Here is a 16,956-nt window from a genome sequence, read left to right as displayed (position 1 = left end):
CACTCCGAGTCTGCCAAGTCGAACCCAACTAGGACGTGAGGACGCACGGTTAGGTTCAAACAATCCTCTAACATTCATACAGAGCTATCGAGTGTGGGTTGATGCTGTTCAATCCACAAACAGAAGGTCCGAATGTGGGTTGATGCTGTTCAATCCACAAACAGAAGATCCGAGTGTGGGTTGATGCTGTTCAATCCACAGACAGAAGGTTCGAGTGTGGCTTGTTACCATTCAACCCACAGACAGAGCCAGCAAGTGTGGATAGACAGACCGATCGAACTCGGGCGCAAGCCAGAATGCGTTTCCTTGTACGTTAAACACCACTCAAAACTATTGAATATAACAATGAAAGGCTAGCACGGCAAAACTGCGCCGGGCTAGCTTTTTTCATTATTTAAGACGATTTTCTTTATGATAATCTTTAAAAACAAGTGGGGAGCAACTTGAGAACGAGGGATTCCAAAGCAAGTAACATCCTTCCAACTTTGAACTAAGGGCTCTGAGCGCAAGTTGAATGCCTCTAGTTTCAAAGGAGGCTGTCCAATGAAAGTTGTAAGAAGAGGCAAAGTTCGATTCCTTCTCACAATCACTCCTGAACCGTTAAATATCGCTCCTAAACGCTTGAGACTGGGAATCTTAGAGGCCAACATGTTATAATTAAGGGAAGTTAGGAGGCTTGCGAATGTTTGAAATTATTATTTGTGAAGATAATCCGGCGCATTTGGAAGCAATGGTGACTTATGTGAAGAACTATCTTGTAATGGAAGAAGATCTTCCCATTCGCCTGGCTCTTGCGACGCCGGAGGCTGCAGAAGTAGTCGCTTATGCTAGGCAGACGAGCGCTAGGCAGGACAGCCTTTACTTTATTGATGTGCGCTTGGGTGAGCAAATGAGCGGCCTAGACTTGGCTCGTAAGCTTCGTCGCTACCAGCCCCAGGCCAAGCTGGTCTTTGTCACAGCTTATGAAGAATACCTGCCCTTCACCATGACCTATCATCTAGAGGCCTTGGATTATATCTTGAAGGATGATTCGCACAAGATGCGGGACAAAATAATTGCCTGTATCCAGACAGCTTATGAGCGGAGCCTGGTTCAAGCGCAGAGCTTTCCCCCTTTTGTCATCCGCAAGGGGGCTCAAACCCAGGTGATCCGGAGCGCAGCGATTAATTTCTTTGAGACCCTGCCTGCCCACCGTATCCGCCTCGTGGGTCCGGATGCTCTCGTTGAATTCTATGATTCCCTCAAAAATATCGAAGCGGACTATCCGCAATTCGTTCGCTGCCACCGGTCCTACCTAGCTAATGTTGAGAATATTCAGGAGTTAGACAGCAAGGAGCGCCAGCTGACCTTTATCGATGGCAGTGCCATCCCCTTCTCTAGGGAACGTTACGACCAGCTGGTGGAAGCCATGGCCAATTATTCCAACCAGTGTCCGCGTTAAAGCAAAAAAACGACCGTCCCACTTAGTCTGCTAGACTAAATTGGGCTGGTCGTTTTTTCTTAGGCTGAGGGATCGCTTATTGGCGTTTCTTCAACCAATAGGCGAGGGGGAGGAGCAAGAGGGCGAGTAGGCCTGCAAATGGCCACTTGCTCGCTTGCTGGTCTTCCTTGTCTTCTTTTTCTTTGCTGGAATGGAGGCTTTCGGAGTCTTGACTAGCTTCAGCAGGCGATACTTTCGCCCCTTCTTTCTGATCTTGGCTAGTTGGGCGGTTAGGGTCAAGCCTATCATCTTCTACAGCTGCTTGGACAGGGGTTTGGAAGATCTGGGCGATGGCTTCCTTAAAGTTGAGGCCCTGTCTGGTGCGCAGGGGACGATCTTCTGGCGATAGGTTACGCGCAGTATCTGCCTCCTGGTTAGGATTTGGACGGAGGAAGCGATCCTGGAAGTTTTGGATGAGCTGGGCTAAGCTGCCTGCTTCAGGCCGGTCATCTTGCTTAGCCAGCTGGGTCTGCCGTCTGACGATACGCTGGCTCGGACGGTTGATCCAATCTTTAAGACTTTGGCTGAGTCGTTCAAGCCAAGAGATGTCTGGCGAAGTTTGGCTAGCTGGCTTCTCTTCTACTGGCTGGGTTGGAGAAGTGGAGCTTGGGCTAGAAGGGGCTTGACTTGTCGCTTCAGGCTGGTCAGCTTCTTTCGCTTGACCTCCTGCTTCATTGCCTGGTCGGGCAGTTTCTTCTTTATTAGCAGGTAGGGTTACCTGACTTTCTTCATAAGGCTTGTCCTTAGTGATGTCATCGTGGTCCTCTATTCCTTGACTCGCTCCAGCCTCTGATGTTTCTTTTGATGGGTCCGGCTTGTGGTCTTGATCAGGCAGCTTGACCTGGTTGCCTTCATAAGGTTTTTCCTTGGTGAGGACTTGGCGGCCGCCTGTTCCCTGGCCACCCTGGCCGAAGTCATCGCCGATATAGCGGTAGACCCGGTCTGGATGGTCTAAATCGGTATAGAACTTCATGGTATAGCTTATGAATGGAACAGGGCTTTCGAGGCCGAATTGTTGGACCCGGTAGCGCCGTTGGCTCCTATTATAGGGGTTGGCTGCCCCACTGATATTGGTCAAGGTTAGGATATAGTCGGAAGTCCCTTCGACAGGCTCAGTCTGATAGTAGAAAGCTTCGAAGCCGGATGGCTGGCTAGGGGATTTGAAGATGTAAAAATTATCCGCAAAAAGAATGGGATAAGCATAGGCCCCTTCAAATGTGCTGGAAGTTGGCAGGATATTGAAGATATTGGGAATATCGACAGGGCCTTTGCCTTCCTCCTGGCTACGAATTTTCTCCGCCTGAGTGAAGAAGGGCCGGGCTCCGCTTGCCTGGTCGGATTTCGGCAGGCTAAAGACTTTTTCCACGCTTTCGCTGTTGCTCTCTGGATCTGAGTTGACCAGGCTGAATTTGACCTGGTAGGAACTATCGTCTTCAGTGAGGATCTCCTTGCGCCAAGCTTCTTTCCGGAAGGTCACCCGAGGCAGGTAGAGCTTACCGACCAACTTATCGCCATACCGGTAGTGGGTGAGGTGGATGAGTTCTGTCTTATCATCGATCTTTTCCCGCTGGGTTTCTTTGGCATAGTAGTGGGCAGGGTCGTCCGTGTCCTTGGTCAGGATGAGGTCGAGGTCGCTTAGCACATTAGCTTGTGATGCGGGCTGGCTTTGCTTTTGGACCCACTCGTCAGTAAAGTGGAGGAGCTGTTGGTAGTGGTAGCGGGTTTGCTGGTCATCGAGTGCTTCTTTGGAAACCCGCCAGTGGACTTTGAAAGTCTTCGTATCCAACATGGGTCGGTCCGTATATTGGTAGATGAGGTCGACTTGGTCCTTGCCCTCTTGGGGGATGACAAACTTCGACCATTTAATTTGACTGGTGAGTCTGCCTTGGCTATCTAGCCTATGATAGGTCAGTTGTTTAGAAGGGAGGTTGAGGATCGGGTCCCAGCCATTTTCAATTTGCTTCCAATTGACCCCCAGCCAGTAGGGATTGAAGCTGAGCAGCTCTTCATCTGAGGCCCCTTCAGGACTATGGGGGAGGTCTTGGTAGATGAATTCAGAGAAAGGATTCTCCTTGTCTTCAACGATGAAGTAGTAGCGGTCATCTTCTAAGATGCCAGGACGAGGGGAGAGGGGCTCTTGAACGGTCTCCTTGTCGATCCGCCGCCAGACCCGTAACTTACCGAAGTCCTGGGGATTGGGGGTCCAGTTTTGGATCCCGTAGAGGAGGTCGCGGTCATTGGCGCTGGGGAGGGGGCCCAGGATGGTGAAGCGGTAGTGGTTATCCGAGTTGGCCTTTTCGGGGATAATCTGGTGCTTGCCTGTGGGCGATTTAGAGAGAGAACGCACGGGGAAGCTAAAGTAGCGGTCCCAGGAGTCTCTAGGTAAGCCCATGAGATCCCAGTGAGTAACGACTTGCTTCTCCGCCTCTTGGCCGCTTAGGCCCTCCTGGCTAAACTTTTGGTAGGGAGGCAGGTCAGCCTGGCCCTGGCCTTGGCTGTGGTCAACGATCCGCTCCAGCTGGCGGTCCAAATTATAGTGGAAGATGAGGCTTGACGCCTGCTCAGGGTCTTGTGGCTGGTCGTTGACTTCGTAAGAGATGATCCACTTGTGGTCTTGCTGGAAATGGGGGTTGCTGTAGCTGACTAGGAGCTGTTTTTGGTCAGCTGAGAGTTCGATTTTGCGCAACCACTCGCTGGGTGGTGTGATGTTGGCGAGCCGCTGTTGGCTGGCTAGGTTTGCGGGGAAGGTGCCGGGCTTATCATTATTGTGATCAGTCCAAGCATAAGGGTAGTTGATGAGTTTATCATTGGGCAAGCCTTTTTTGATCAGGGCTTGGAAGGGGAAGGGAAGCTGGTCGGTTGGTGTTGAGGAGGGGTCGATTAGCGGGGAATAGTGAGACCGGCTGATGACTGGTTTGTAGGCTTGACGGTGCTTTGAAGCGGGCTTAGGCGCTGACTTTGAATCTGCTTTGCTTGCTTGAGGAGCACTTGCCTTGCTTTCCTCGCTTGCCTTAGGGGTGTCTTGGACAGAACTTGGCTTAGGCGCTTCCGTGCTTGGATTCGCCTCTTGAGGCTTAGCCTCAGTGTCAGTTTGCTTTTCCAGGCTGGCACTTGTGTTAGTAGTTGCCGCTGGGCTTTCGTCTGTCTTTTCGGCAGCTGGGGTCTCTGCTTCTACCGGGCGATCGGTTGATGGCTCAGCTGGGCTAGAGGCTTTCGGTTGACTTTCCTTGGCCTGGACGTCTGGAGTCGTTTCAATGGGAGCAGCTTGGACCTCTTGGCTAAGGAAGAAGCAGAGGCTGGCGCTGCAGGCAAGAATTTTAAGAATGTCTTGTTTTAATTGTCTTTGCATATGGTTTCTCCTTATAATGGTAATATCTTAGTGATATTAATATAACATTTTATTAAATTTTTAACTAGTTTGAACTAAGGAGGTGGGCCATGTTTGCTTACCTAATGAGCCACTTGACCCTCTATGATTTTGTTTTTCAGGCCCTGGTGGTCTACAGCTGTCAGTTCTGGGCTAAGGGGAAGCGGTCTCTGACCAGCTATCTGGTCTTGTACGGGCTCTTATTATCAACAGCTCTGAATCCGCTAATTGTGAGCTTAAATTTCTATATGACCTTTAACTTCCTCCTAGTAGCAGCCTGGCTCTACTGGCAGTGGCGAGAGCTGACCCAGGTGATGGCGATGACGGCCTTGATCTTTGTTAATATTTCTTGCCAGGATTTTTATTACTTTAATATTGTTTACGAAAGCCTCCCATACGGCACACTGGGACATTTTATACTTTGGCTCCTGGGATCGATTCCCTTGATCTGGGGGCTCAGTCGCTTGGAAGATTGGCTTTGGCGGACATATTTCTCGGGGTCAATCCGCCGCCACATTACTTTCCTGCTCCTGACGGTGGGCCTGGCTTTCCTGATTTATTTTCCTGCTTTTGTCCGCGACTTCCAGAAGGTTTCAGACATTAATTCGGCAACCTGGATTTATTTGGCCCTGACCAACCTGCTCTTATTGATTTTCCTGATTTTTGCGGCGGCTCTCTTCTATCAGGGAACGGAAAGGATCCGCCAGGCGGAGCGCCAACAAGCTGAGCAACGCTTGGATGCGGAGTATGGGCGCTTAATCCGCCAACAATACAAGGAGATGCGGCGCTTTCGCCATGACCTGAAGAACCTCTTAGTGGGCTTCGGGGGTTATATTGAGTCCCGGAATTGGGAGGGCTTGGCGAGCTATTACCAGGCGCTGAAAGCAAGCGGGACCAGTTTGGACCTAGCGGAAGACCACCCCATCTTTGATTTGGTAGACTTGCCGAATGATGCCTTGCGGGAACTGGTCCAAACCAAGCTGAGCTTAGCCTTGGCCTACGATATCCCGGTCCATGTCGAAGTGGCCGAGGACCTGCCCCAGATCCAGGATGGCGTGGCGGGCCTGGTTCGGATCGTTGGTATTCTCCTGGACAATGCCATTGAGGAGTCTGAAGGCTTTGACCAGGCAGACCTGACCTTTGCGGTGGAAGCGGTGGAAGGCTATCTCTCCATTAGTGTGGCCAACCGCTGCCAGGATCCCGACCAAGTGAGGGCGGTTCTCCAGAAGACGGGCCAGTCGACCAAGGCTGGTCCGGGCCAAGACCGGGGCTATGGCTTGGTTAATATTCAGCGTCTGAGTGAGTCTCAGGGGATCCAGCACTTTACCAGCTTCTTGGGAGATACCTTGGTGCAGGAACTCTTGATTGATTTGAATTAAGTCGCATAGTGAGCATTCGTTCCGCTTTTGAATTTGGTCCTTAAAGAGCCATGGCACCGGCTCGAGCCAAGGTCTCTCGCCTAGCGAGCTTCAAACGGCTAGTATGGCTGACGCCTACTATCCGTATTTCACATCGCTTGCTTATTCATGGCTAAGGACTAACTTCAAAGCTACACTCCTGCTCATAAAGAGATAGTTAAATGAAAATGTTTTAATCAATCACTGCTTTTTATAATAATCTACTTTCATAAGAAAAAGCGACCCTGTCAAGGGGGTCGCTTTTTGTCTTAATGAGGTATAGCTCGATATTTAGCGGAGGGCCATGAGAACGTCAATTTCGTCTTCGTTGAGGCCGACCATGGCTTCGCCGAGGTCATAGGAGACTTCAGCGATGACTTCAGGCTGATCATAATTGGCCACAGCCTTGACGATGGCCTGGGCCCGTTTTTCAGGGTTGCCGCTCTTGAAGATCCCACTACCAACGAAGACGCCTTCTGCTCCCAGCTGGCGCATGAGGGCAGCGTCTGCTGGCGTTGCTACGCCACCGGCAGAGAAGTTGGGGACAGGCAGGCGTCCTTCTTGGTGGACGAAGCGTAGGAGTTCAATCGGCACCTGGAGCTCTTTGGCCTTGGTATAGAGCTCATCTTCCTGGAGGGCACGGACACTAGCGATTTCTCGGTTGAGGGTGCGGAGGTGTTGGACAGCTTGGACCACGTCACCCGTCCCGGCTTCCCCCTTGGTCCGGATCATAGCGGCTCCCTCGCTAATGCGGCGGAGGGCTTCGCCTAGGTTGCGGCAACCGCAAACGAAGGGCGTCTTGAAGTCGTGCTTGTTGATATGGTTGGTATTGTCGGCGGGTGAGAGCACTTCCGATTCGTCGATATAGTCGATCTCTAGGGCTTCGAGAACTTGGGCTTCAACGAAGTGGCCAATCCGCGCCTTAGCCATTACAGGGATGCTCACCGCTTCTTGGATCTTTTGGATAATGGCTGGATCGCTCATCCGACTCACCCCGCCTGCCTTGCGGATATCGGCGGGTACGCGTTCGAGCGCCATGACTGCTACGGCACCTGCTGCTTCAGCAATCTTGGCTTGTTCATGGTTGATCACGTCCATAATGACCCCACCCAGTAATTGGTCGTTAACTTCTTGGAATTTTGTCATGATTGGGCCTCCTTTTTCTAATGCATTTATTATAAAATAAGTCTGTAACCTTCTAAAGGTACAAAAGCTATTAAAAAAAGGGGTACAGATACCATGTTATCGATTGACTTTAAGCCAGGCGAGAAGCTCTACGAACAAATTTATGAGCGCTTGAAGGCGGCTATTTCGGACGGCTACTATCAGAGTGGGGACCAGCTGCCCTCCTTCCGGGCCTATGCCGACCACTTGGGGGTTAGCTTGAATACGGTCAAAACAGCCTACTTCCAGCTCTTGGAAGAGGGTTATATTATTTCTAAAGAACGCTGTGGTTTCTTCGTGGATAAGATCGAACTGGATCATCTGGGACCGAGAGAGGCGGTCTATCCCCAGTATCTTGCGGAGGCAAAAGAGGCGTCTGCTTGGCGTTATGACTTCTCGCCCTCAGCGGTTGACCTAGAAGGCCTGGCTCGGACCGGTCTCCAACAAGCGGCCAGTCTGGGAATGGCCCAGGCTAGTCGCTACCAGCAGGCCAATCCCCTGGGCGAAGTGCCCCTCCGCAATGCCCTGGCCCACTACCTCTATGAATTCCGGGGCCTGGCCACTTCGGCTGAAAATATCGTGATCACCCGGGGCTTTTCCCATAACTTACTGGCCTTAAACCAGGTCTTCGGCCATGCTTGTTATGGCCTGGAAGATCCTGGCTATGCGCTGAACCTAGCTAGCCTGCACGCGAATTTTGAGCAGAGGGAGAAGATCCCCATTGACCGCTATGGTTTCTCGGTTAAGGACCTGGAGCAGACGCCGGCCAATATTGCGGTGGTCTCTCCCAACCACCAGTTTCCCACCGGGCAAGTGATGGGGGTCCGCCGTCGCCAGCGCTTGTTGAACTGGGCGTCTGAGCGACCCGACCGCTACATTATTGAGGATGACTATGACTCTGTCTTTAAGTATGCGGGGCGGCGGATTCCTGCCATGAAGGCTATCGACCGGGACGACCGGGTCATCTTATCGGGATCCTTCTCCAAGTCGATTGGGCCTTTTATGGGCTTAGCCTATATGGTCCTGCCAGACGCTCTCTTGGACACTTACGCAACTTGTGCAGATCTCGGCTTGACCCCCTCGATTGCTAGCCAGTTGACCCTCAGCCAGTGGATGGCGGAAGGAGCCTTCACCAAACATGTCAACCGGATGAATACCTATTACCGGAAGAAGCAGGGGCTGATCATCGACGCCCTCCAAGAGCTGCCGGGGCTATCTTTCACCCAGGCGGATACTGGCCTCTACCTGGTCTTTCGCCTAGACCCTGACTGCTATAATCTGAACCAGCTGACCCAGACCTGGCAAACAGAGGGGTTGAAGATCGACAGTGTTGCTAGCTATTGCCGGCAGAAAAACTGGCCCTGGGCAGACTATCTCCTCGGCCTGGGCGGCGTTCCCCTAGCTGACCTGCCCCAGGCGATGGAAGTTCTTCGTCGGAGTTTAGAGGGGAGTCGGCTGTGATGACCATACGGGTGCTTGAATTATATTAAAACAGATAATAATTTCATTGTGTGTATTAAATATGATAAGAAATAAGAGGCAAATATTTCAAAAGAATTAAATCTATCTCAACGAAAATCAAAAAAGTAAAAATAATGTAAATTATTCTCAACATACTTGATATATATATATATTAGGCTTTGCTTAAGCATAAAAAACCAATAATATAAAAGGTGGAGAAGCTATGAATGCGCTTATTAATTTTCTCATGGCAATATTTTTTATCATATCAGGCGATAAAAATCCTGGGAATGAAACAATTTTAAAATTTATAGGTGTAATCTTTTTGTTTTTTGCTTTAAAAGAAACGTTTATAGATAAAGAGAAATAACTGTTACTACAATGGGTTATGGGCTAAGATCTGTTTGAATTTGATGGCTATATTTTTAATGAAAGACTAATTTCGGCTCCTTTAGAGGAGGGGAAGGGGATATAATAAAAGAAAAAGAGTGGGGGGAGTATAGTGAGAATCCTAGTGATCTTAGCCCTTTTATGGGGGATTCAGCTACTGATAAATCTTACCGGGCTCCGTTTATCTTTTGGGAAGGCTTTCCTGGATGCCCAAGCAAATAAATGCTGTCTAAAAATTTATCTGATTTTTTTAGTTAGTATGCTTGGACTGATCATCCTGGAAGTCTATGTCTTGCCGCTTGCTTTCTTCTGCTGTGTCCTTTCTCAATTTCTTAAAAGCTACTCCCGGACTTTAGAAGACCTCTATGTCGCGGGGACTAGCTATCTAATTGTCTTTATCCCCCAACTGGTCTTTGTCTGGCAGATGGTGAAAAACTTGCTTCAAAACGAGGAAAGGCGGTTTACCCTAAGCTACTTTCTGACTATTTTCTGTATCCTTCTTCTCTTAACCACAGCTTGGGCCATCCTGATCCCTATCACGGCCATTGCCTTATATGGGGTGTGATGATTTGATCTCACTTTGTCTTTTTGTTAGTTTGAAAGTGAAAGCGAGGGAGATCGGTAATGAAGCGGATCGAAAAAATCATGAATGGCTATGTTTTTATTCTAGTGTGTATGATTTACTTCCTAGGACGCCTCTTGGATTTCGCTTTGGGGCAATCATTAAGTGAAGTAGTCTGGTCCTTTGAAAATTTCATGTATTTACTGGGTCTAGCGACCTATCTGTTTTGTTTAATCAAAATGAAGCGTGATGGGGTCATTGATAGTATTTGGTGATAAAATTTAGCTTAATTGCTATTTAGTTGAATAAAATTAGATTTTTGAATTATAAGATGAAGTCGTTTAAACAGTGTTTTTAATTTAGGTTGTCGGTATTAATAGCTGGTTAATTTTGAGCAGTAGTGGAGTTTTGGATGAGATCGTTAGCCATGAAAAAGCAAGGCCAGGGTGTAAAGGATAGCGGGAGAAATAGACCTCTGGAGCAAAGAGACAGAGAAGACTAAAAGTCTTCGACGGCTCTTTGTGAAGAGGAGCTATTTCTGCTAGCCTGAACCCGACTAGATGTGAATTACGGATAGTCGGCGTAAGCCGTTACTAGCCGTTTGAAGCTCGCTAGGCGAGAGACCTTGGCTCGAGCCGGTGCTGCTTTAGCTGTAGGAGCAAAGCGACGTACGGATAAAGTACGAGACGGCATTAGCCGTTCTCGATCCCTTAAAATTTAACGATCACATCCAAAACGGAACGGATGCTCACTCATGCGACTTGGTTTAGAAGTAAATAAAAGAGAAGCTACAATTCCAGTCTTGGTTTTGTAGCTTCTCTTATTTTATGTATTTTTTTACCGGTCCGAATTAATCTTGAGGTCCTTGAATTCAGGCAGGGCTAGGTTGAGGCAGACACCGACGATGGCGGCTAGGGCGGTCCCAGACAGGGAGAAGACGCCGACTTGGAGGATAGCGCCGCCCAGACCTAGGACGAGCATGGCACTAGCAATAACTAAGTTGCGGACTTGGTTGAAGTTCACCCGGGCTTCGATGAGGACCTTCAAGCCGTTGCTGGCGATGACCCCATAGAGGAGGATGGACATCCCACCTAGTACGGAGGCTGGGATGGTTGAGATGAGGGCAGTAAACTTGCCCAGGCAGCTCAGGATAATGGCAATGATAGCCGCATTGCGGATGACGCTGACAGAAGATACCCGGGTCAGGCCGATAACGCCTGTATTTTCCCCGTAAGTGGTGTTAGCAGGCCCACCTAGAAAAGCAGAGACGGCCGTTGCCACCCCATCCCCGATCAGCGTACGATGGAGGCCAGGTTTTTTCAAGAATTCGCTGCCGCAAATTTCGCTGAGGACAGTGTGGTCGCCGATATGCTCAGAGATGGTAACCAGGGCGACAGGCAGGATGGCGATGGCTTCGGGACCGAAGTAGAAGCGGTAGCTGTCGAAGAAGGGGGTCTGGAAGGGGAGTTGGAATTCGGGGAATTGGAACCAGGCCGCTTCATGGACAGGAGTGAAATCCACGAGGCCCAGGCAAGCAGCAGTAATGTAACCGCCAATCAGGCCAATTAGAAAAGGAATGACCCGGATAAAGCCACGTCCGTAGACGTTAACGAAGGCACAGATTAGGAAAGTTACGACAGCGACCAACATCTGCTGCCAGGTCCCATCTGCAGTAAAACCCGCATTGCTGACGGCGGAAGAAGACAGGCTTAGACCAATCACGATAATCATTGGCCCAATCACGATAGGTGGCAGGAGCCGGTCGATCCAGCCGGTGCCCAGAGCTTTGACAAGGAGGGCGACTAATACATAGATCACACCCGTCAGGATAACCCCGGTCTGGGCGGCTGATATATCGCCCCCCAATTGTTTAATGGCATAGGACATGGCCCCGATAAAGGCGAAAGACGATCCCAAGTAGACAGGAACTTGGTGCTTGGTTGCGAAGTGGTAAATCAAGGTGCCTAAACCACTACAGAAGAGGGCCACTGAGACTGGCAAACCCAAGATGAGCGGCACCAGAATCGTTGCTCCAAACATGGCGAAGACGTGCTGGAAGCTGAGCAGTAAACCCTCCGCAAAGGGCGGGGTGTCCTCAATATCAAAATTCATGCGTAACTGTTTGGTGTTCATTTCCATGACTTCATCCCTCCATAAGTCAATATCCAATCATTGATCAAGAGCCAGCCTAAAACTGGCCAAACTTTTGAAATTATACCGCATAAAAATCCCTTATTCAAGAGAAGGTTAAGAAAAAATTAAAAACGGAGGGTGTGAGGGCGCGCGGGTAGAAGTGGACCTTTGGAGCAAAATATCGAAGAAGGCTGAAAGACTTCGCCGATATTTTGTGAAAAGGAGCCACTTCTGTGCGCTCGAACCCGACTATAAGGGTGTGAGGGCGCGCGGTTAGCTTCCTTTCACTGGAGCAAGTCAGAATAAGAGCGAATACTCACTAACCAGATATGGTAAAAAACAAAAGAGGCTGGGACAAAAGTTCCAACCTCTTTAAAAAAACGAACTTTTTTCAAAAATTTGTTCCAAAAGTCAGGCCTGAACGACTTTTGTCACACTCTCTGGCCTAATCAATAGAAACAGCGGTCCCGCTACAGGTTACCATGAGCATGCCGTTATCTGCGCCAAGAACCTCATAGTCCATCTTAACGCCAACAACAGCATTGGCACCTAATTCCTCGGCCCGCCCCTTCATTTCGTTGAGGGCTTCTTCGCGGGCTTGATTGAGCTCCTCCTCGTAGCCTTGTGACCGACCGCCGAAGATATTGCGTAAGCCGGCACCGATATCTCTAAACATGTTAATCCCAGTAATCACTTCACCAAAGACAATGCCGTGGTAGGCTTGGATGTTTTTGCCTTCAATTTGGGCAGTGGTTGTGCTAATCATGAGGCCATCTCCTTTTCTATTTGTAAGTGCTTTCTATAGTTTAATCATAACAAAGAATGGCGATAGAAAAAATACTGAGCCTTAAAATATTTTGCCTTGTGGGACTGTTGCCGATTCTATTTGCATGCAAAGTACTTGAGCGCTAATAGAGCGCTCTTATTTGTACACAGGGCTTCCGGGTGTAAATAGAGACTTGTTATTTGTATATAGAGCAGGTGAGGGCAAATAGAATTCGGCTATCTGTATACAGAGCCATCGAGTGCCAAAGAATGCTGCTATTTGCATATAGAGCTGCTCAGTGCAAATTGGAAAACTGCAAGCGTCCTCACACCCTAGTCGGGTTCGAGGATGCAGAAAGGGCTCCTCTTCATAAAAGACTGTCGAAGGCTTGTAGCCTTCGACAGTCTTTTACTCCAGAGGTCCCTTTCTCCCGCATCCTCTCACACCCTGTAGTCGGGTTCGACTTGGCAAACTTGGAGTGATTTCACAAATAAGAAACGAGCGAATGCTTCGCTCTTTTTCTTATTTGTTCCAATCATCCAAGTTTAAGCGCTAAGTCTCACGCCCTGGTATACTGTTTGATTTTGGGGAGGATTTTTTCGCCGATGAGGGCAATGGTTTTTTTGATTTCGTCGAAGGGCATGCCGCCGTTGTCGATTTGGGCAATGTAGCGTTGGTTTTGGTAGGCTTCGTGTTGGGCTAGGATTTTATCGATGATGAAGTTGGGTTCGCCGACGTTGATGACGCTGCGTTGGTCTTGGCCTTGGGCGAAGAGGCGTTTGGAGATGCCGCGTCCGTTGGCTAGGCGCAGCCCCTGGTCGACGCAGGGGTAGTAGAGGCGGTAGGCTTCCTTCATATCTTCGCGGGGGAAGAAGAAGCCGCCGGTTGAGACGGGCAGGTTTTCTGCTCGGTAGCCCGCTTCCTTAGCTTGGCGGCGGTAGACGTCGATATGAATTTCATAGGAATCGATAGTGCCCGCCAGGTGAGCTAGTTGAAGGGGGACGCCGCGTTGTCCAGCGCGTTCAGCAGATCCTAAACTCCCACCGACAGCTTGCCAGATGGGAAGGCCCTGGTTAGGATTTTGGGGGCGAGGGATGATCTTTTGTTCCTTCAATTCAGGGCGGAAACGACCTTGCCAAGTGATGGGGTTATTTTCGTTGATTGCTAGTAGGAGGTCGAATTTTTCATCGAAGAGGTCCTCGTAATCGGCGAAATCGTAGCCAAAAAGGTCAAAAATTCCCAGGCGTGATGCCCGACCGCCAACGATTTCCATCCGACCATCGGAAATTAAGTCGATCGTCGCTGCTTCTTCAAAGACACGGACAGGATCTGCCGTTGATAAGATGCTGGCGGCTGATCCAAGTTTTATCTTTTGCGTTTTAGCCGCAATAGCGCTGAGAATAACGAAGTGGGCCTGGGAGATGAAATAATCCTGGTGGGACTCGCCCAACATAAAGCAGTCCAAACCAGCTTCTTCAGCTAGGACCGCCATCTCGATAATTTCTTTGATCCGTTCCTGGACGCTGGTCTGCTGGCCGGTGAAGGGGTTGGGCATATGTTCACCTAGGCTGTAGAGACCGAATTCCAGGCCTTGACTGGGGTCAAATGAAGGCAGGATACGATGTGACATCTGAGGGCTCCTTTCTGTTTTTATCTTAGGAAAAATCGGGACTAGCTAGGCTTTGTAGCCAATCAAAATCTCTAAATCAATAGTCATTTCTGTGAGCTCAAGGGCTGCCTGCCGCTCTTGGTCTGAGGCGTGCCACATGAGCGGGGTCATCTGGATGAGCTCAGCCATGAGATCAGGTGTCATGGCGACTTGGTCATGGTAGTGGAAGCTCTCCATCTCTGGGAAGCTGTCTTGGAAACGTTGGCGGCTCTGGCTGGGATCTTGGGCAACGTCTTCTTGGTCGAGAACCAAGCGGCGGAGTTCGATGAGATAGCTTGGCCCCGGGATGATCTTGATAAAGGGGGCGCCGGCCTTTAAGACCCGTTTTACTTCTTGGTAGTTAGAAGGGGAGAGGATGGTCAGGGCTAGGTCCAAAGTCTTGTCGGCGAGCGGAATCTGGGCCAGGTCAGCCACAGCCCAGAGTGCCTGGCTGGATTGCTTGGCTGCGCTTTGGATGCCAGCCTTGGCCAGGTCCAGACCCAGACCGTGGACTTCCTTGTCTCCGAACTGGGTCAAGAAGTCTAGCAGATGGCTGCCTTCGCCTGTTCCCAGGTCGGCTAGGAAGATAGGGCTTTGGGGCAGTTGGGCAGCGATACTTTGATAGGCCTGACTGAGGGCTTGCCCGTAGAGCTGGTTTTCGCCCATAACGACTTGGCGGGCTTGGAAGAGGTCAGCGGTATAGTGCTTCTCTTGGTGGTTGGGGGCTAGGTTGATATAGCCCTGCTTAGCGAGGTTGAACTGGTGGCGATTGGAACACTGGAGGTCTGGGTTCAGGGCTTCATGGCAGAGGGGACAAGTGAGTCGTCCCTGCCAGGCTTGGATTTTTGCTTGGGCGCGTTGCTTTTTACTTTGCATAATAGGGACCTTTCCTTTAATATTAAGCATGTGAGACTGTGACAAAAGTCGCTTAGGCCTGACTTTTGGAACAGCTTTTTGCAAAAAGTGTGTTATTTAAAAAGAGGTCAGATTTTCGTGCCAGCCTCTTTAGAACTAGCTTATCATAAATAAGAAGGTGTCTCATGTTTAGAAGAAAACGAATCTATGAAGCTGTGGAAGAGTCGGATGGTTACCGGGTCTTGGTCGATCGGCTCTGGCCGCGTGGCGTTAAGAAAGAAGATGCCCAGCTAGATGCTTGGCCCAAGGAAATCGCCCCTTCCAAGGACCTGCGCCAGGCCTTCCACCGGGCTGACCTGGACTTTGAGGACTTTAGCCAGGCCTATGAAGAGGAGTTAGAGGGGAATGAAGAGATCCAGGAAACCTGCTCGGACCTGGCCCGCCGTGCGCGCGACCACCGGGTGACCCTCCTCTATGCTAGTAAGAATGAAGAGGAGAACCATGTCCTTGTCCTTGAAGCCTATCTCGCTTCGTTACTTAAGGGCATCCGGACAGACTTGGAGGGAGACTAAAGCATGAAACGAAATTATTATAGTTTAGGCATTGGGGGCTTGATGGCTCTGGTCGCCTTGCTACTGGAGCTACTCTTTCCGGATTCAGCTTTGGCCTTGATCTTTGGACGGCCGGCACCTTTTGCGACCGGTTGGCCCTATTGGCTTTACTTTGTCTTGATTATGGGACTGGCCTTCACCTTAATGACCAAGGCCTATGATTTAATCGACCTCCGCCTGCCAGGGAATGCCTTCTATAAAACGGTGGTCTATGTGGCTTGCGAGCTCTTGCTCTGGCTCTTGTATACAGCGGAGCCCCTGCCTCATTTGGATCTGGCCAGCCTGACTATTAATCTCTTGAAGGGCTTTATTATTTTCTTGGTCCAGTATCAGTTAATTCGTCGCTACTTGGCCACCGAGCGCTACCATTACCAGCGTAAGGCCTTCCTGTATTGGCGGGGGATCGCAGTCTTTACGGCGAGTTTTGCGGTCTTTCGAACCCTGGGTAATCTCGCCTTCGACCTCTACCAATTGCCCCGCAACCTGATGGCCTTCTCCATCCTATGGGCCTCTTTGATGGGTTTTGCGCTGGGGCTCGTCTTTTGTTTCCTACAGAGGTATCTCAGTAAGCAGGACAAGAAGGGCAAGACCTTCCAGTTTAGCTTTAACTTCTTTAGTCCCCTAGTGATTAGCTACCATCTCTTCTTGGTCTTGAGTTATGACCTGGATGCGGTGGGGATTTTGATCCGGATTGGCCTGGATATCCTTGCGGTACTTGTTGCCAGTTGGATTGTTAGCCAGTGGCAGATCGACGAATTTATTGACTATGACCAAGCCGACAGTCAGACTTAAGGAGGGACCAAGATGATTAATATCAAACGTATGGGCATACTGGCTCTGGCCCTGATCCTGGCGGGCATCCTCTATGTCCTCTGCCAGAAGCTGGGCCTGCCAGACTTCCTTACACGCGTCCTAGCTGCCCTGACCTGCCTAGGCCTCTACCTTTTCCTAGCTGACCGTTTGCTCGAGCAAAAATAAAACAAAGCGCCTTCCTCGATTGGCTTCAACCGATCGAGGAGGCGCTTATTTGTTTGGGTACTTTATTAGCTAGGATGGGGTGGTTTAACTGCCAAGTCTCTCACCCTTATTAGTCGGGTTCGGTCTGGCAGCTTTCGTGTCACT

At 49.9% G+C, this 16,956-nt stretch carries 15 protein-coding genes; 8 read left to right on the top strand and 7 right to left on the bottom strand.

What is annotated here, in order from left to right:
• The first annotated feature begins 682 nt into the window (after positions 1–682).
• Positions 683–1,441 carry a LytR/AlgR family response regulator transcription factor gene (locus HMPREF2626_RS04560; protein ID WP_070618072.1) on the top strand — a complete coding sequence of 253 codons (759 nt, stop codon included), beginning with the start codon at positions 683–685 and terminating at the stop codon, positions 1,439–1,441.
• 76 nt (positions 1,442–1,517) lie between these two features.
• On the opposite strand, the gene HMPREF2626_RS04555 is transcribed toward HMPREF2626_RS04560, so the two are convergent.
• Entirely contained in the window at positions 1,518–4,829 is a 3,312-nt protein-coding gene (locus tag HMPREF2626_RS04555; RefSeq protein WP_070618070.1) for a hypothetical protein, read from the bottom strand.
• Between the two features lie 89 nt (positions 4,830–4,918).
• Here HMPREF2626_RS04555 and HMPREF2626_RS04550 point away from each other — a divergent pair, with 89 nt between their 5' ends.
• Positions 4,919–6,226, top strand: coding sequence for a sensor histidine kinase (locus HMPREF2626_RS04550; protein ID WP_070618067.1), 1,308 nt, complete (start codon positions 4,919–4,921; stop codon positions 6,224–6,226).
• 309 nt (positions 6,227–6,535) lie between these two features.
• Here the strand turns inward: HMPREF2626_RS04550 and pdxS are convergent, their stop codons facing one another.
• On the bottom strand, positions 6,536–7,420 hold the full coding sequence (pdxS, locus tag HMPREF2626_RS04545) for a pyridoxal 5'-phosphate synthase lyase subunit PdxS (protein WP_371325969.1): 885 nt from the start codon (positions 7,418–7,420) through the stop codon (positions 6,536–6,538).
• Positions 7,421–7,483: 63 nt separating this feature from the next.
• Here pdxS and HMPREF2626_RS04540 point away from each other — a divergent pair, with 63 nt between their 5' ends.
• The 3 genes from HMPREF2626_RS04540 to HMPREF2626_RS04535 all read left to right on the top strand — a co-directional run bounded on the left by HMPREF2626_RS04540 (position 7,484) and on the right by HMPREF2626_RS04535 (position 9,824).
• The gene (locus HMPREF2626_RS04540; protein ID WP_070618062.1) at positions 7,484–8,869 is read left to right on the top strand and encodes a MocR-like pyridoxine biosynthesis transcription factor PdxR; all 1,386 of its coding nucleotides are present in this window, start codon (positions 7,484–7,486) and stop codon (positions 8,867–8,869) included.
• 223 nt (positions 8,870–9,092) lie between these two features.
• Positions 9,093–9,239, top strand: a complete 147-nt coding sequence (locus HMPREF2626_RS10125) for a hypothetical protein (RefSeq protein WP_168162710.1) — start codon at positions 9,093–9,095, stop codon at positions 9,237–9,239.
• A gap of 312 nt (positions 9,240–9,551) precedes the next feature.
• Positions 9,552–9,824 (top strand): hypothetical protein, encoded by a 273-nt coding sequence (locus HMPREF2626_RS04535; RefSeq protein ID WP_143236731.1) that lies wholly within the window; start codon positions 9,552–9,554, stop codon positions 9,822–9,824.
• Between the two features lie 564 nt (positions 9,825–10,388).
• Here the strand turns inward: HMPREF2626_RS04535 and HMPREF2626_RS10340 are convergent.
• From HMPREF2626_RS10340 to HMPREF2626_RS04510, 5 genes are all read right to left on the bottom strand, one after another.
• On the bottom strand, positions 10,389–10,514 hold the full coding sequence (locus HMPREF2626_RS10340) for a hypothetical protein (protein WP_256374734.1): 126 nt from the start codon (positions 10,512–10,514) through the stop codon (positions 10,389–10,391).
• Positions 10,515–10,658: 144 nt separating this feature from the next.
• Positions 10,659–11,954, bottom strand: a complete 1,296-nt coding sequence (locus HMPREF2626_RS04525; RefSeq protein WP_070618151.1) for a uracil-xanthine permease family protein — start codon at positions 11,952–11,954, stop codon at positions 10,659–10,661.
• A gap of 445 nt (positions 11,955–12,399) precedes the next feature.
• A complete protein-coding gene (locus HMPREF2626_RS04520) occupies positions 12,400–12,720 on the bottom strand; it encodes a putative heavy metal-binding protein (protein ID WP_067973897.1) in 321 nt (106 codons plus the stop codon).
• Positions 12,721–13,279: 559 nt separating this feature from the next.
• A complete protein-coding gene (locus tag HMPREF2626_RS04515) occupies positions 13,280–14,350 on the bottom strand; it encodes an LLM class flavin-dependent oxidoreductase (RefSeq protein WP_070618053.1) in 1,071 nt (356 codons plus the stop codon).
• 45 nt (positions 14,351–14,395) lie between these two features.
• Positions 14,396–15,244: a putative RNA methyltransferase gene (locus tag HMPREF2626_RS04510; protein WP_070618050.1), complete on the bottom strand. Its 849-nt coding sequence runs from the start codon at positions 15,242–15,244 to the stop codon at positions 14,396–14,398.
• A gap of 164 nt (positions 15,245–15,408) precedes the next feature.
• On the opposite strand from HMPREF2626_RS04510, the gene HMPREF2626_RS04505 reads away from it, so the two are divergent.
• The 3 genes from HMPREF2626_RS04505 to HMPREF2626_RS10120 are packed head-to-tail and all read left to right on the top strand — an operon-like array spanning position 15,409 to position 16,812.
• Positions 15,409–15,795: a DUF488 domain-containing protein gene (locus HMPREF2626_RS04505; protein ID WP_070618046.1), complete on the top strand. Its 387-nt coding sequence runs from the start codon at positions 15,409–15,411 to the stop codon at positions 15,793–15,795.
• Between the two features lie 3 nt (positions 15,796–15,798).
• Positions 15,799–16,626: a hypothetical protein gene (locus HMPREF2626_RS04500; RefSeq protein ID WP_070618043.1), complete on the top strand. Its 828-nt coding sequence runs from the start codon at positions 15,799–15,801 to the stop codon at positions 16,624–16,626.
• Between the two features lie 12 nt (positions 16,627–16,638).
• The gene (locus HMPREF2626_RS10120) at positions 16,639–16,812 is read left to right on the top strand and encodes a hypothetical protein (RefSeq protein ID WP_168162709.1); all 174 of its coding nucleotides are present in this window, start codon (positions 16,639–16,641) and stop codon (positions 16,810–16,812) included.
• The last annotated feature ends 144 nt before the right edge of the window (positions 16,813–16,956 follow it).

Source organism: Aerococcus sp. HMSC062A02, assembly GCF_001809535.1.
GTDB lineage: Bacteria > Bacillota > Bacilli > Lactobacillales > Aerococcaceae > Aerococcus.
Note: the sequence above shows the minus strand (reverse complement) of the source record. Positions and strands in the feature narration are given on the sequence as shown.